This is a genomic window from Brevundimonas sp. SGAir0440 (genome assembly GCF_005484585.1).
In the GTDB taxonomy this organism is placed as follows: domain Bacteria; phylum Pseudomonadota; class Alphaproteobacteria; order Caulobacterales; family Caulobacteraceae; genus Brevundimonas.
On record NZ_CP039435.1, the window covers coordinates 2934661 to 2947890 of the forward strand.

Sequence of the window (13230 nt, forward strand, 5' to 3'; positions counted from 1 at the left end):
CGCTTGAAATCGAGGAGCAGAACCATGGCGAAATCCGCCACACCCGCCGACCTCCAGATCAAGCCGCGCGACCTGCATATCGACCGCGAGGCTCCGACGCCACGCTGGTGGCTGAACGGCGACCCGTTCGGCACCGCCGTGATGAACGCGCTCAGCCTGACCTTCCCCGACGGCGAGCGGTTCTTCATCCAGTCGGTCAAGCGGTTCGCCAAGGACGCGCCCCCGGCCCTGACCGCCGACATCCGCGCCTTCACGGTCCAGGAAGGCGCCCACACCCGCGAACACATGGCCTTCAACGCCATCACCGAACGCGCCGGCTACGACACCGCCGAGATCGAGGCCTATGTCACCGCCCGTCTCGACATCGCCCGCGCCCGTCCGGCCCTGGCCCAGCTGGCGGCGACCATGGCGCTGGAGCATTTCACCGCCGCCTTCGCCCATCGGCTGCTGGCCGATCCGGAGCTGCTGAAGGGCTCGCCCCACGACCTGGCCCGCCTGTGGCGCTGGCACTCCATCGAGGAGATCGAGCACAAGGGCGTGGCCTATGACGTCTTCCTGCACGCGACCCGGGACCTCAGTCCGCTGAAGCGCTGGCGCATCCGGCGCTGGGCCATGTTCCTGACGACCCTGCTGTTCACCCGCACGGTGCGCGAGACGACCTTCATGCTGCTGAAACAGGACGGCATCGTCGGCTGGCGCGCGCGTCTGGGCCTGTTCCGCTGGCTGTGGCTGAAGCCGGGTCTGTATCGCCGGATGATCGGCGACTACCTGGCCTTCTACAAACCCGACTTCCACCCGTGGCAGGTCGACGACCGCGACCTGATCGCCGACGCGGAGGCCGGTTTGGCCCAACCGGCCTGATTGGCCGCCTACCCTCAAATCCGACCCCGCGACGGAGTTTTCGCCCAAAGGCGTTACAGTGTGCGGGGGACGGACGAGGAGAAAGCCATGGCTTCATCACCGACCGACGCCGCCGTCGCCCTGACGCGCCTGGGTCTGGGCGCCCGGCCCGGCGAGATCGACCGCGTCGCCGCCGATCCGCGCGGCTGGGCCATGGGCCAGATCCGGCCCCAGGGCGCGCCCCAGCCGACCGGCCAGTTCGCCGACACCGCCGAACGCGTCGCCCAATATATCGACTATCAGAGCGACGCCGGCCTGATCCGTCGCGACCGACGCGCCGCCGCTCCGGCGATGGCCGAGGCCGCCCCCTCCCCTGCCCCCGCTGCCGGCATGCCGGACGCGGCCGATCCGCAGGCCGTCGCCCGGCGCGAAGCCCGTCAGGCCGCCCGCCGCGATATCACCCAGGACACGGCGCAGGAGTTCCTGGCCCGCGCCCAGCTCGGCGCGACCACCGACGACGGCTTCGCCGAGCGCTGGGCCCTGTTCTGGTCGAACGCCCTGACCGTCTCGGCCGCCAAGTTCGCCAGCGGCGCCTTTGTGGGTCAGTATGAGCGCGAGGCCATCCGCCCCCACGTCTTCGGCCGGTTCGAGGATCTGGTCCTGGCCGCCGAACAGCACCCCGCCATGCTGCTCTATCTGGATCAGGCCCGCTCTGTCGGTCCCGACAGCCTGGCCGGCGCACGCCGCAACACCGGGCTGAACGAAAACCTCGCCCGCGAGATGATGGAGTTGCACACGGTCGGCGCCGACGGCGGCTATACGCAAGGCGACGTGACCGAACTGGCGCGCGCCCTGACCGGCTGGTCCGTCCCCGCCGCCCGCGACCAGCGCCAGCCGGCTCGCCCTCAGCGCGCGCGCAGGATGGCCGCCCCGGCCGAGCCCAGTCCCGACGGCTTCGTTTTCCGCGCCAATGTTCACGAACCCGGGCCCCGCACCGTGATGGGCAAAACCTATCCGGCGGCGGGCCTGGCCCAGGGTCAGGCCATCCTGCGCGACCTGGCCCGGCATCCGGCGACGGCCAAACGCCTGTCGCGCCGTCTCGCCGCCCATTTCGTCGCCGACGATCCGCCGCCCGCCCTGGTCGCCCGACTGGAAGCGGCCTGGACCGGCTCAGGCGGCGATCTGGCCCAGGTCGCCCGCGCCCTTGTCGACGCGCCTGAGACCTGGACGCCCCAGCCCGCCAAGATCAAGACGCCCTACGACTTCATCGTCTCAGCCCATCGCGCGCTGAGTACCCAGCCCCAGCGCGTCCAGCCGTTGCGCCAGGCCCTGCTCGACATGGGCCAGCCGCCGTTCGCGCCCCCGTCGCCCGAGGGCTGGCCGGACACGGCCGCCGACTGGGCCGGTCCCGACGCCCTGGTCAAACGGCTGAACTGGTCGCGCACCGCCGCCGATCTAGCGCAAGCAAGCGACCCCAATGCGGTCGCCGCCTCCGCCCTCGGCCCGCGCCTCGGCGAACGCACTCGCCTCGCCGTCGCCCGCGCCGAAAGCCGGCCCGAGGCCCTCACCCTTCTATTCATGTCGCCGGAGTTCCAACGCCGATGACCGCCCTCAATATCAACCGCCGCCATCTGCTGGCCGCCGCCTCGGCCGGGATCGGTCTGGCCTTCGCCGGCCGCGTCGCCGCCCAGACCAACGGCCAGGCCAACAAGATGGTCGTCGTCATCGCGCGCGGCGCCATGGACGGCCTGTCCGTCACCGTGCCCTACGCCGATCCGAACTACGTCCCCTTGCGCGGCGGTCTGGCCATCGCCGCGCCCGGCGAGGCGAATGGCGCCCTGGCCCTGAGCGAAGGCTTCGGCCTGCACCCGGCGCTGGCGGGCCTGCACGCCCTCTATGGTCAGGGCCAGTTGCGCTTCGCCCCCGCCGTCGCCCTGCCCGTGCGCATCCGCTCGCACTTCGACGCCCAGGACGTGCTGGAGAACGGCGGCGAAGGTCTGCGCCAGCAATCCGACGGCTGGCTGAACCGCGCCATTGTCGCGGCCGGCGGAACGTCGCTGAAGGGCCTGTCGATCGGCGCCCAGACCCCGCTGATCCTGCGCGGCGACGCGCCGGTGTCCAGCTGGGCGCCCGGCGGTCTGGTGCGCGACGGCGACCGCATCGCCTCCCTGCTGCAGGACCTCTATGTCGAGGATCCGATGCTGGGCCAGAACCTGGCGCGGGGTCTGGCGACCGAGCAGCTGGTCAGCATGGAGGGCGGCGACCAACGCCTGCGTCGCAACGACGTGCAGGGCCTGGGACAGGCCGTCGCCAGGCTGATGACCGGACCGGAGGGCGCCGACATCGTCGCCGTCTCGCTGGACGGCTGGGACACCCATGCGGGCCAGCGCGCGCAACTCCAGACCCGGCTGACGGGCCTGGATCAACTGGTCACGGGCCTGAGGGACGGTTTGGGCGACGCCTGGTCGCGCACGGCGGTCATCGTCGCCACCGAGTTCGGCCGCACCGCCCGCGCCAACGGCACCCAAGGCACCGACCACGGCACCGGCTCGTCGCTTCTGCTGGCAGGCGGCGCGGTCAAGCAAGGCGGCCCCATCGGCGACTGGCCGACGCTTGCCGACAATCGCTTGTTCGAAAACCGCGACCTGGCCCCGACCCTGGACATCCGTTCAATCTTCAAGGGCGTGTTGCGCGATCACATGGGCCTCGACCGCGCCGCCCTGGACGCCCGCGTCTTCCCCGGCAGCGCCGCCGAGGCCCCGACGATGGACGGTCTGGTCTAGCCGCCACGCTTGCTTTTTGCGGCGCAACATCGCATCAGGACGCCATCACCTTGGACCCGGCCCTGTTCGCAGGCGACGGGTGGCTATCCCCGCCGCCGATCCGCTGGGAAACCGAGCCGCCGGAAACCGAAGCATCGGTCAGGCTCATCCAGATGAAATCCTGAAATGTCCATCATCGCCTCCGCGCGCCAGCAATGGCTCGCCAATCCTCGCCGCGATCTTCTGGCGGGGACCGTCGTGGCCCTGGCCCTGATCCCCGAAGCCATCGCCTTTTCCATCATCGCCGGCGTCGATCCCGCCGTCGGCCTCTACGCCAGCGTGGTCATCGCCGTCACCATCGCCTTCGTGGGCGGGCGGCCGGCCATGATCTCGGCCGCGACCGGCGCCATGGCCCTGCTGATGGTCACGCTCGTGCGCGACCACGGGCTGGAATATCTGTTCGCCGCCTCGATCCTTTGCGGCGTGTTCCAGATCGTCATCGGCCTGCTGAAGCTGGGGCGCTACATCAAATTCGTCAGCCGCAGCGTCATGACCGGCTTCGTCAACTCCCTGGCCATCCTGATCTTCCTGGCCCAGATGCCTGAGTTGATCGGCCGAGGCTGGATCACCTACGCCCTGGTCGCGGCGGCCCTGGTCGTCATTTACGGCTTCCCCCGCCTCACCAAGGCGGTGCCCTCGCCCCTGGTCGCCATCGTCGCCATCAGCGCCCTGGTGATCGTGATGAAGCTGGACGTGCGCACCGTCGGCGACATGGGCCAGATGCCGACCAGCCTGCCGATGTTCCACCTGCCCGCCGTCCCTCTGACGTGGCAGACGCTGGTCATTATCGCGCCCATTTCGGCGACCCTGGCCTTCGTCGGCCTGCTGGAAAGCCTGCTGACCGCGAACCTGATCGACGACATCACCGACACCCCGTCGGACAAGGATCGCGAGACGCGCGGCCAGGGGATCGCCAACATCCTGTCGCCGCTGTTCGGCGGCATGGCGGGCTGCGCCATGATCGGCCAGTCGATGATCAACGTCACCTCGGGCGCGCGGGGCCGACTATCGACCCTGTGGGCCGGGTTGTTCCTGCTGTTTCTGATGCTGGCGCTTCAGACCTGGGTCGCTCGGATTCCGATGGCTGCTCTGGTCGCCGTAATGATCATGGTCTCGATCGGCACCTTCGACTGGTCCTCGGTCATGAAGCTGCGCTCCACCCCGCTTCAATCGTCCATCGTCATGATCGCCACCACCGTGACGGTCGTCGCCACCCACGACCTGTCCAAGGGCGTGATCCTGGGGGTGCTGCTGTCGGCGATCTTCTTCATGCGCAAGGTCGGCAAGACCATCGCGGTGACAGAAGTTCCGACGCCGGAACCGGGCGTCTTGCGCTACCGCGTCTCAGGCCAGCTGTTCTTCGCCTCGGCCGATCTATTCGCCGCCAGCTTCGAGCATCACGGCCAACCCACGCGCGTCGAGATCGATCTCAGCGACGCCCATCTGTGGGACCTGACCGGCGTCGCCGCCGTGGACAAGGTCGTCTTCCGCTACCGCCGTCAGGGCGCGGACGCTCAGGTCACGGGCATGAACGACGCCGCCCGCACCCTGGTCACGCGCGTGGGGCGGTTCGAAAAGATGCATCTGCCGGACGGCGCCGGCGCGCATTAGGGCTCAGGCGGCTTCGGGCTTCGGCATCTTGCAGATGCGGTTCAGGTCGGCGCGGATCGAGCTGCCCTGGAAGTGCGAGATTTCGGCGCCCGAATAGCCCTCGCCCGACAGCGCCTTGACGACGTCGCCGGTGTTCAGACAATCGTTGGTGCGGGCGAGCTGATAGGCGCGCTCGACGACGTGGGTGCGGTTCATGGGAATGGCCTTTCGTGCTGTTCGGTAACGCACCCCAAGCTAAACCGTTCCGATCATTGGATTTTCGGACCCGTCGCCCCAAGCTTGCATCCGCAACCAATATCTGCGCACATACGGCTCGTCGATCTCTCTGCGTAACGCCCACTCTCTCTGCGAACGCACGAGTCAAGGCCGCTCCCATTCAGACCCGACAGGCCGCAGGGACGTTCCCTCGGTCAATTTCTAACGGAGGTCTCAAAATGGCTACCGGCACTGTCAAATGGTTCAACGCCACCAAGGGCTACGGCTTCATCCAGCCTGAGGACGGCGGCAAGGACGTCTTCGTCCACATCTCGGCTGTCGAAGCCGCCGGCCTGCGCGGCCTGGACGAAAACCAGAAGGTTTCCTACGAGCTGGAACGCGACAAGCGTTCGGGCAAGGAATCGGCTGGCCAGCTCCAGACCCTCTAAGGTCGGACAAATCCGATAAGGGAAACGGCGGCTCCTGACGGAGCCGCCGTTTTCAATTGCCTATCTCCCCAAGCCGTTCGCGCGGGTCCGCATTCAGCGGCCTTGGATCGTCGATCCCGCCCTGGGTCATCGACACACCGTCGCGGGTGACAGCGTTCACGCCCGGCAGCGTTTGATAGAAGGCGATCTCACGATCGACATCGTCGCCGTCCTTCACCCGCAGGGCTACGACGTTCATGTTGGTCAGATCGTAGAAGACGCGCGCACCACGCGCCTGCGCCGCCGCCTTGATCGGGCCGGATTGTCCGGAGTGATAGATGATCAGACTGCGACTGGCGCCGGCCGCCGATATGTCGGGTGTGCGTTCGACCGGCGTCACGCAGGCGCCCAAGGTCAGAACGCCGGCGCTTAAGGTCAGGGTTCCGATAAGGGCGACGATGCGGTTCATGAACGCTCCTTGGCTGAAGCTTGACTTGTGACGGACCTCGGTGACGCCATTGGGGCGCTTGAATCTTCGAGATCAGCCGCCCGCCCTACGCCTTCGTCTTGTCAATCCAGGCGGCGAAGGCGTCGGTGAAGCTTTTCAGGAAGGCCTTGGTGTCGTCCTTCTTCAGCTTGCCGTTCTGGTCCAGCAGGTCGGCGACATTGCCGATATAGGCCTCAGGCTGCTGCATCGTCGGCATGTTCAAAAACACCAGCGGCTGGCGCAGGTGGTGGTTGGCGCCGAAGGCCGCGACGGCGCCGGGCGAGACGCTGACGATGGCGGCGGGCTTGCCCTGCCAGATGCTGTGGCCATAGGGGCGAGAGCCGACGTCCAGGGCGTTCTTCAGCGCGCCGGGGATGGAGCGATTGTATTCGGGCGTGACGAACAGCACCGCCTCGGTCGTCGCCACCTCCTCGCGGAACCGCTCCCAGGCCGGCGGCGGGTTGTCGGTCTCCAGATCAGGATCATAGAGCGGCAGCCCGCCGATCTCGACCGGCTCGATCTCCAGCCCCGGCTCGGCCAACGCCTTCAACGCCATGCCGATGGCGCGCGAATAGGAGCCTTTGCGCAGGCTGCCGACGATCAGGGCGACGCGGACGGTCATGGAAGGTCTCCGGGCTGGACGGGTTCAAGCGCCAGCATAACCGATACCGGCGCTCGGATGTTCAGTTAGGCCGGCCACTCATCCGCGCGCGCATGAAGCGGACATTGCGACGTGCCGTTAGAAGTGGAAAGCGGACACTGACTGAGGCAACTAAGCTATCTCAGTTGGAAGAAAGGCATCGTGGCCATGAGGCTAAGTATTGCTCAGCTAACGGCGGGTTTAGTCATCGCGTTGCTTTTGTCAGCTTGCGTGCCCTCAGTTTCATACACTCGCTCGGCTCCGAATGCCGATTCGGCGCTCAAAGCTTTGGCGGCAGAGCGTAATCTAACGCACTATCAAGCACAGCTTTCTAGGCAGATCGATCCTGATTTCACCGAGCTTTCGTTTTGCTCGGCAGATGGCAGCCGGATTGTAATTCATGCGGTTAGGGTCACAGACGACGGGGTGTGCGGTAGAGAGATGCGCCTCGAAACAACGGAATCCTCTGAGCAGAAGCCAGAGCGATGCTGGGAATTCAAAGAAATCTCGACTGTCGGACAGCCTCGGGACGCTATGGTTGTCGGATATTATCCTGTAAGGGGCTACCTTCGCTGCCCAAACGGATAGGCCGCAGCAGCTCGTCCGCACGTCGGCTTTGGGTCGTGGAGAGATCTTAGCCCCATCCCCTGATCCGGACATTCAGACGGCCGCCGCGGGATAGTCTGTTGCGCTGAGCCTCCGCGCGAGAGTGATCGGAACTAGGAACGAACAACCGACACCCTAGCCCGCGAACAGGGCCGCCGCGAAGGCTTGGCCCGCCGGTGCGGCCGGCTTCGGGCCCAGGACGGCGCTGGCCGCCTGCCCTGAGGCCAGCAGCCGGCCGCCGACCGCGCGCACGTCATCGATCGTTTGGGCTTGCAGTTGTTCGGTCATCGACAGGCTGGAGCGCGGGGCGCCGAAGATCAGGGTCTGGGCGGCGTTGCGGCCGGCCCGGCTCATCGGGTTCTCGTCCGACATCCACAGGCCGGCCTTCATCACCGCCTTGGCCCGCGACAGCTCCTTGTCGGTCGGCCCGACCTCGGCCAAGGCCCGCACCTCGGCCGCGGAGACCTCGGCCAGTTCCTTCGCCCGGTCCGCCGCCGCCCCTGCGTAGATGCCCAGCACGCCCGTATCCTCGTACGGCTCCTGATAGGCGTCGATGGCGTAGGCCAGGCCCCGCTCCTCGCGCGCGCTCTGGAACAGGCGCGAGGCCATGCCCCCGCCCAGGATCTCGCCGAACAGCCGCATGGCCGACAGCGCCGGATCGGTCGCGGACAAGGCCGGCAGCTGGAACACCAGATTGGCCTGCTCGATCTTGCGCGTCAGCTTGGCATGGCCGCCGACGAAGGCGGCCGGCGCGGGCGCATCGGCCGGCGTCGCGACCGCATCGCCGAACCAGCGCTCGGCCAGGGTCAGCAGTTCGGTCTCGTCCACCGCGCCCGAGACCGACACCACCATCCGGTCGGGCGAATACAGCCGCGCACGCCACGCCTCGACCGACGCCTTGTCGGCCGGCTTCAGGCTGGCGACCGAGCCCAGGATGGGGCGGCCCAGCGGCTGTTTGGCGAAGGCGCGCGTCTGGACCATCTCGAACACATGGTCGTCGGGCGTGTCGAAGGCCTCGGCGATCTCCTGGGCCACCACGTCCTTCTCGCGCTCGATCTCGGCTGGGTCCAGCATGGGGCGGAACACCAGGTCCGACAGCACCTGCATGGCCAGCGGCAGCGAACCGTCCAGCCCCCGCACCTCGAAACTGGTCCGCTCATAGCCGGTGGAGGCGTTGATCGTGCCGCCCTCGGCCTCGATCCGCTCGACGATCTCGCGCGCGGCCATGTCGCCGGCGCCCTTGAACACCAGATGCTCCAGCAGGTGCGACCAGCCGGACCGATCCAGCGGCTCCCACCGCGCCCCGCCCTTGACGGTGACGACGACGGCCAGGGTCTTCAGCCCCGGCATCGGATCGCAGATGACGCGAACGCCGTTGGACAGGGTGTGCAGAGAAGAAGTCAGGAGATGCCTTTCTTCATTCGACGGCGAAGCAGCGCCACATAGAAACCCGCAAGCGCGATCGCCAGTCCGAACCACGTCAGGGCGTATCCGAAATGGTTGTTGGAAAAGGCCGCAGGCGGCGCGGACGGCCTCAGCGCCGGGAACTCGGGATTGACGGCGGTGATGGCGAACACGGCCTCAGGCCGGACCGGTCCCGCGACGTTCAGCGCCCTGGCCATCGCCGCCGTGTCGCGGGCGTAGAAGCGGCCGTCGCGCGGCGCGGGGCTCATGGCGCCGGGCTTGTCGAAGGTGCGGAACTCTCCGACCATGACCAGCGGCAGGGTGGTCTCGACCACGCGCGGACGCGCCGTTACGCCGTCGCCGACAAAGCCGCGATCGACCAGCAGGGTGAAATCCGCCCCCGCCGGCTTGCACGCCGAGATCAGCCGCACCCCGGCCTCGCCGTCATGGATGCTTTGAAGCTCGACGAAGGGCGCGCTGGCCAGGCCCGGACAGACGATCAACGCCTTCCTGAACTCCAGATTCCCTTCCGCCAGCACCTGCTCCAGCGGCGCAGGCGGTTTCGCCGCCGCCGCATCGGCCGCCGCGATCAGCCCTTCCTTCCACTTCAGCCGCTCGACCTGCCACACGCCCAGCCCGATCAGCAGGATCAGGCCCAGCACCGTCAGCACGGTCAGGATCCAGGGAAAACGCTTCATCGCTGGTTCCGATATTGCAGTCCGATCATCAGTCCCCGCCCCGGCCGCATCAGGGCCAGTGACAGGGCGACCACCAGCGGCAACCAGACGATCAGATGCACCCACATGGGCGGATGGTATTTGATTTCGACGAACAGGGCCGAGAAGCCGACGATGAAGCCGGCGATCTGCATGATGAAGCTGGCGGGGCCGTCGCCCGTCTGGATGGTGGAATAGTCCAGACCGCAGGCCGTGCAGCCAGCCGCCACCTTCAGAAAGCCCGCGAACAGGGCTCCCTGGCCGCACCGGGGACAAAGCCCCCGCAGCGCCCATCGCACCGGCGTGTCGAAAACGACGACGGCGCGGGACGATGGCTCGTCCCGCGCCGCTGCGATGTCTTCAGGGCCGTCTTGGATCAACCGAAAACGACATAAACGAAGGCGAACAGGAACAGCCAGACCACGTCCACGAAGTGCCAGTACCAGGCCGCGGCCTCGAAGCCGAAATGCTTCTGCGGGGTGAAGTCGCCCTTCAACAGGCGGATCAGGCAGACCGCCAGGAAGATGGTGCCGATCAGGACGTGGAAGCCGTGGAAGCCGGTCGCCATGAAGAAGATCGAGCCGTACAGGCCCGAGTTCACGGCCTCTTCGTTGAAGAACAGCTTCTCGTGCAGGATGTGGTTATACTCATAGGCCTGGACGCAGGTGAACAGCACGCCCAGAGCCACTGTGATGATCAGGGCGATCTTGGCGCCCTTGCGGTCGCCGACCTGGATCGCGTGGTGGGCCCAGGTGACGGTGCAGCCCGACAGCAGCAGGGTCACGGTGTTCAGCAGCGGCAGTTGCCACGGCGACAGGACCTCGACGCCCTTGGGCGGCCAGGTCGACCAGGCCTTGGCGGTATCGGCCCAGGTGCCGACTTCCGGCGTCAGCGCCCGCGATTCATGGAACAGGGCCATGTCGAAGAACATCCAGAAGAAGGCGACGAAGAACATCACCTCCGACGCGATGAACAGGATCATGCCGTAGCGCAGGCCCAGCGACACGACCGGCGTATGGTCGCCCGCCTTGGATTCCTTGATGACGTCCGCCCACCAGCAGAAGGCCGAGATCAGAACGCCCGCCAGACCGGCGAAGAAGACGCCCGGCTTGCCTTCGGCCAGGAAGTTGGCGGCGATCGGGCCGCCGTCCGCCGGGGCTAGGCCCTTCATCCAGATCACCGCGCCGATGAACATGATGGTCGCAGCGACCGAGGACACCAGCGGCCAGGGGCTGGGCGCCACCAGGTGGTAGTCGTGCTGCGGAGTGGCGTGGGCGTCAGCCATGAATCGCGTCTCTTCGTCGGCCAGAGTCGGTTGTTATAGCGGCTATAGCGTTCGATTTTCCCCGACGCCAGAGCCGTGCCGCTATTCCGCCTTGTTCAAGGCTCTGAACGCCTTGGCCGAAAAGGCCGACAGCGGCTGGGGCAGGTCGTCCAGCGCGAACCAGCCGATCTCCGACAGCTTGTCCGGCTCGGTTAGCGTCGGCTCGCCGGTGAAGTCGCGGGTGACATAGATCAGCGACACCCAATGCTGGCCGTCGGCGGGAATGATCTCTTCGGCCAGGCACAGGAAATCGACCGCGCCGATCGTCAGCCCGCTCTCCTCCTCGGCCTCGCGCCGCGCGGCGTCGATGGAGCGCTCCATCAGGTCGACCTTGCCGCCGACGATGTTCCAGAACCCGGCCTCGGGCGCCTTCAGCCGCTTGCACAGCAACACCCGCCCGTCGGCGCGCTGGATCACCAGGCCGCAGCCGACGCCGGGAAAGTCCACGCCCGGCTTCATGGTCACGCCTTGGGCGCGTCCACGGACGGATAGAAGGTGTAGCTCAGGGTGATGTCGCGCGCGCCCTTGGCTTCACGGTCGGTGGCCAGTTCGGGGGCGATGAAATACTGGACCGGGAACTGGCGCGTCTCGCCCGCCGCCAGCGTCTGGTCGGTGAAGCAGAAGCATTGCAGCTTCTGGAAATACGGCCCCGTCTGCTCGGGCGAGACATTGTAGCTGGCGCGCACCTGGATCGGCTTGTCCGAGGTGTTGGTCACGTCGAAATAGGCCAGGCCCGTCTCGCCGATCCGCACCCGTTGGGTCGACTGTTCGGCGCGGAAGGTCATCGGCAGGCCGCGCACATTGGTGTCGAACCGCACCATGACCGTCTCGTCCAGCACGGTGTCGGAGGCCTTGTCAGCCTTCATCGTCGTGCCGCCAAAGCCCGTGACCTGGCAGAACATCCGATAGAGCGGCACCGCCGCGAACGCCGCCCCGGTCATGCCCATCACCCCGAATACGCAGATGATGGCGATCAGATTCTTGCGGCCCGCCTTCATGGCTGGGACGTCTCCACCGCCGTGGCCAGCGCGCGCTCGGCCGCCTGGTTCTGTTGCAGGCGCAGCACCGTGGTGGCGAAGACCAGCACGATGAAGGCCACCAGCGCCGAGGCGATCCAGACGTTGCGACGCTTGCGCGCACGAAGTTCCTCAGGCGTCAGACGCATGGTTTTACGCTCCCAGACCGGACAGGGCCTCGACCAGCAGCGCCGAGAACAGCGCCATCAGATAGAGGATGGAAAAGGCGAACAGGTCCCGCGCCGGTTTGGCCTGGACCTTGACGTCATACAATGCGGCCTCGCGTCCCACGGCCTCGGCCTTGTCCGGCTCGTCGCCCGCGCGTGAGCGATAGAGACGCACCGCCAAGCCCAGGAAGCCCAGGCCGCCCGCGACCGACACGACCAGATAGATGATCCCCCCCAGGCCCGCGAAGGCCGGGGCGATCGCGACCGGCACGAAGACCAGGGTGTAGAGCAGGATTTGCAGCCGCGTGGACTTGGCGCCGCGCGCCACCGGCATCATCGGAATGCCCGCCTTGGCGTAGTCGCCGGCCGAATAGAGCGCCAGCGCCCAGCTGTGCGGCGGGGTCCACAGGAAGATGATCAGAAACAGCAGCCAGGCCTGCCACGGCGCATGGCCCGTCGCCGCCGCCCAGCCGATCACGGGCGGAAAGGCGCCCGCCGCCCCGCCGATGACGATGTTCTGGGGCGTCCGGCGCTTCAGCAGCAGGGTGTAGAAGCCGGCGTAATAGACGATGGTCATGGCCAGCAGACCCGCCGCCAGCCAGTTCGCATTCATCCCCAGCAGCATGACCGAAAACAGGCTCAGGATGACGCCGAACGCCATGGCGTCGTTCTTGCGCACGCGTCCCGCCGCCACCGGCCGGCCGCGCGTGCGCCGCATCAGGGCGTCGGTCTCGCCTTCCAGCGCCATATTCAGCGCCCCGGCCGCCCCGGCCCCAACGGCGATGCACAGGATGGCGATGGCTGCGACCAGCGGATTGACCGATCCGGGCGCGACGATCAGCCCGGTCGCGGCGGTGAACACCACCAGCGACATCACGCGCGGCTTCAGCAGCTGGAAGAAATCCTCCGGCTGGGCGGTCGAGATGGCGGGGCGGGTCTGAACTTCGGTCATCGGTGAGGGCCGCATAGCATAC

At 67.2% G+C, this 13230-nt stretch carries 16 protein-coding genes and 1 other annotated feature; of the genes, 5 read left to right on the top strand and 11 right to left on the bottom strand.

Going from position 1 to position 13230, the window contains the following annotated elements:
• The first annotated feature begins 24 nt into the window (after positions 1 to 24).
• From E7T10_RS14450 to E7T10_RS14465, 4 genes are all read left to right on the top strand, one after another.
• On the top strand, positions 25 to 861 hold the full coding sequence (locus E7T10_RS14450) for a metal-dependent hydrolase (protein WP_137722343.1): 837 nt from the start codon (positions 25 to 27) through the stop codon (positions 859 to 861).
• Positions 862 to 948: 87 nt separating this feature from the next.
• On the top strand, positions 949 to 2445 hold the full coding sequence (locus E7T10_RS14455) for a DUF1800 family protein (protein ID WP_137722344.1): 1497 nt from the start codon (positions 949 to 951) through the stop codon (positions 2443 to 2445).
• Positions 2442 to 3623, top strand: a complete 1182-nt coding sequence (locus E7T10_RS14460) for a DUF1501 domain-containing protein (RefSeq protein ID WP_137722345.1) — start codon at positions 2442 to 2444, stop codon at positions 3621 to 3623. The genes E7T10_RS14455 and E7T10_RS14460 overlap by 4 nt, the downstream gene beginning before the upstream one ends.
• Before the next feature lie 49 nt (positions 3624 to 3672).
• Positions 3673 to 3736 (top strand) — a sequence feature (sul1 is cis-regulatory element that is thought to sense ions involved in sulfur or methionine metabolism; They are found in Alphaproteobacteria).
• A 58-nt stretch (positions 3737 to 3794) separates the two neighbouring features.
• Positions 3795 to 5273, top strand: a complete 1479-nt coding sequence (locus tag E7T10_RS14465) for a SulP family inorganic anion transporter (protein WP_371276317.1) — start codon at positions 3795 to 3797, stop codon at positions 5271 to 5273.
• 3 nt (positions 5274 to 5276) lie between these two features.
• On the opposite strand, the gene E7T10_RS14470 is transcribed toward E7T10_RS14465, so the two are convergent.
• Positions 5277 to 5468: a hypothetical protein gene (locus E7T10_RS14470; protein WP_017505732.1), complete on the bottom strand. Its 192-nt coding sequence runs from the start codon at positions 5466 to 5468 to the stop codon at positions 5277 to 5279.
• A 239-nt stretch (positions 5469 to 5707) separates the two neighbouring features.
• Between E7T10_RS14470 and E7T10_RS14475 the strand changes: the two genes are divergently transcribed.
• On the top strand, positions 5708 to 5917 hold the full coding sequence (locus tag E7T10_RS14475) for a cold-shock protein (RefSeq protein WP_039244872.1): 210 nt from the start codon (positions 5708 to 5710) through the stop codon (positions 5915 to 5917).
• Positions 5918 to 5969: 52 nt separating this feature from the next.
• Here the strand turns inward: E7T10_RS14475 and E7T10_RS14480 are convergent, their stop codons facing one another.
• The 10 genes from E7T10_RS14480 to cyoE all read right to left on the bottom strand — a co-directional run bounded on the left by E7T10_RS14480 (position 5970) and on the right by cyoE (position 13208).
• Positions 5970 to 6365: a hypothetical protein gene (locus E7T10_RS14480; RefSeq protein WP_137722346.1), complete on the bottom strand. Its 396-nt coding sequence runs from the start codon at positions 6363 to 6365 to the stop codon at positions 5970 to 5972.
• Positions 6366 to 6450: 85 nt separating this feature from the next.
• Complete coding sequence (locus E7T10_RS14485; RefSeq protein WP_137722347.1) at positions 6451 to 7005, bottom strand: NADPH-dependent FMN reductase; 555 nt, start codon at positions 7003 to 7005, stop codon at positions 6451 to 6453.
• Between the two features lie 759 nt (positions 7006 to 7764).
• Positions 7765 to 8979 (bottom strand): pitrilysin family protein, encoded by a 1215-nt coding sequence (locus E7T10_RS14490; protein WP_137722348.1) that lies wholly within the window; start codon positions 8977 to 8979, stop codon positions 7765 to 7767.
• Positions 8980 to 9029: 50 nt separating this feature from the next.
• Positions 9030 to 9731: an SURF1 family protein gene (locus E7T10_RS14495; RefSeq protein WP_137722349.1), complete on the bottom strand. Its 702-nt coding sequence runs from the start codon at positions 9729 to 9731 to the stop codon at positions 9030 to 9032.
• Positions 9728 to 10129, bottom strand: coding sequence for a DUF983 domain-containing protein (locus E7T10_RS14500; RefSeq protein ID WP_137722350.1), 402 nt, complete (start codon positions 10127 to 10129; stop codon positions 9728 to 9730). Before E7T10_RS14500 ends, E7T10_RS14495 begins: the two co-directional genes overlap by 4 nt.
• A complete protein-coding gene (locus tag E7T10_RS14505; protein WP_055806286.1) occupies positions 10126 to 11034 on the bottom strand; it encodes a cytochrome c oxidase subunit 3 in 909 nt (302 codons plus the stop codon). The genes E7T10_RS14500 and E7T10_RS14505 overlap by 4 nt, the downstream gene beginning before the upstream one ends.
• 81 nt (positions 11035 to 11115) lie before the next feature.
• Entirely contained in the window at positions 11116 to 11532 is a 417-nt protein-coding gene (locus E7T10_RS14510) for an NUDIX domain-containing protein (RefSeq protein WP_137722669.1), read from the bottom strand.
• A 2-nt stretch (positions 11533 to 11534) separates the two neighbouring features.
• Complete coding sequence (locus E7T10_RS14515; protein WP_137722351.1) at positions 11535 to 12071, bottom strand: cytochrome c oxidase assembly protein; 537 nt, start codon at positions 12069 to 12071, stop codon at positions 11535 to 11537.
• The gene (locus E7T10_RS15805; RefSeq protein ID WP_017505721.1) at positions 12068 to 12238 is read right to left on the bottom strand and encodes a hypothetical protein; all 171 of its coding nucleotides are present in this window, start codon (positions 12236 to 12238) and stop codon (positions 12068 to 12070) included. Before E7T10_RS15805 ends, E7T10_RS14515 begins: the two co-directional genes overlap by 4 nt.
• Before the next feature lie 4 nt (positions 12239 to 12242).
• Positions 12243 to 13208 (bottom strand): heme o synthase, encoded by a 966-nt coding sequence (gene cyoE / locus E7T10_RS14520; RefSeq protein WP_039244888.1) that lies wholly within the window; start codon positions 13206 to 13208, stop codon positions 12243 to 12245.
• Positions 13209 to 13230: the final 22 nt, after the last annotated feature.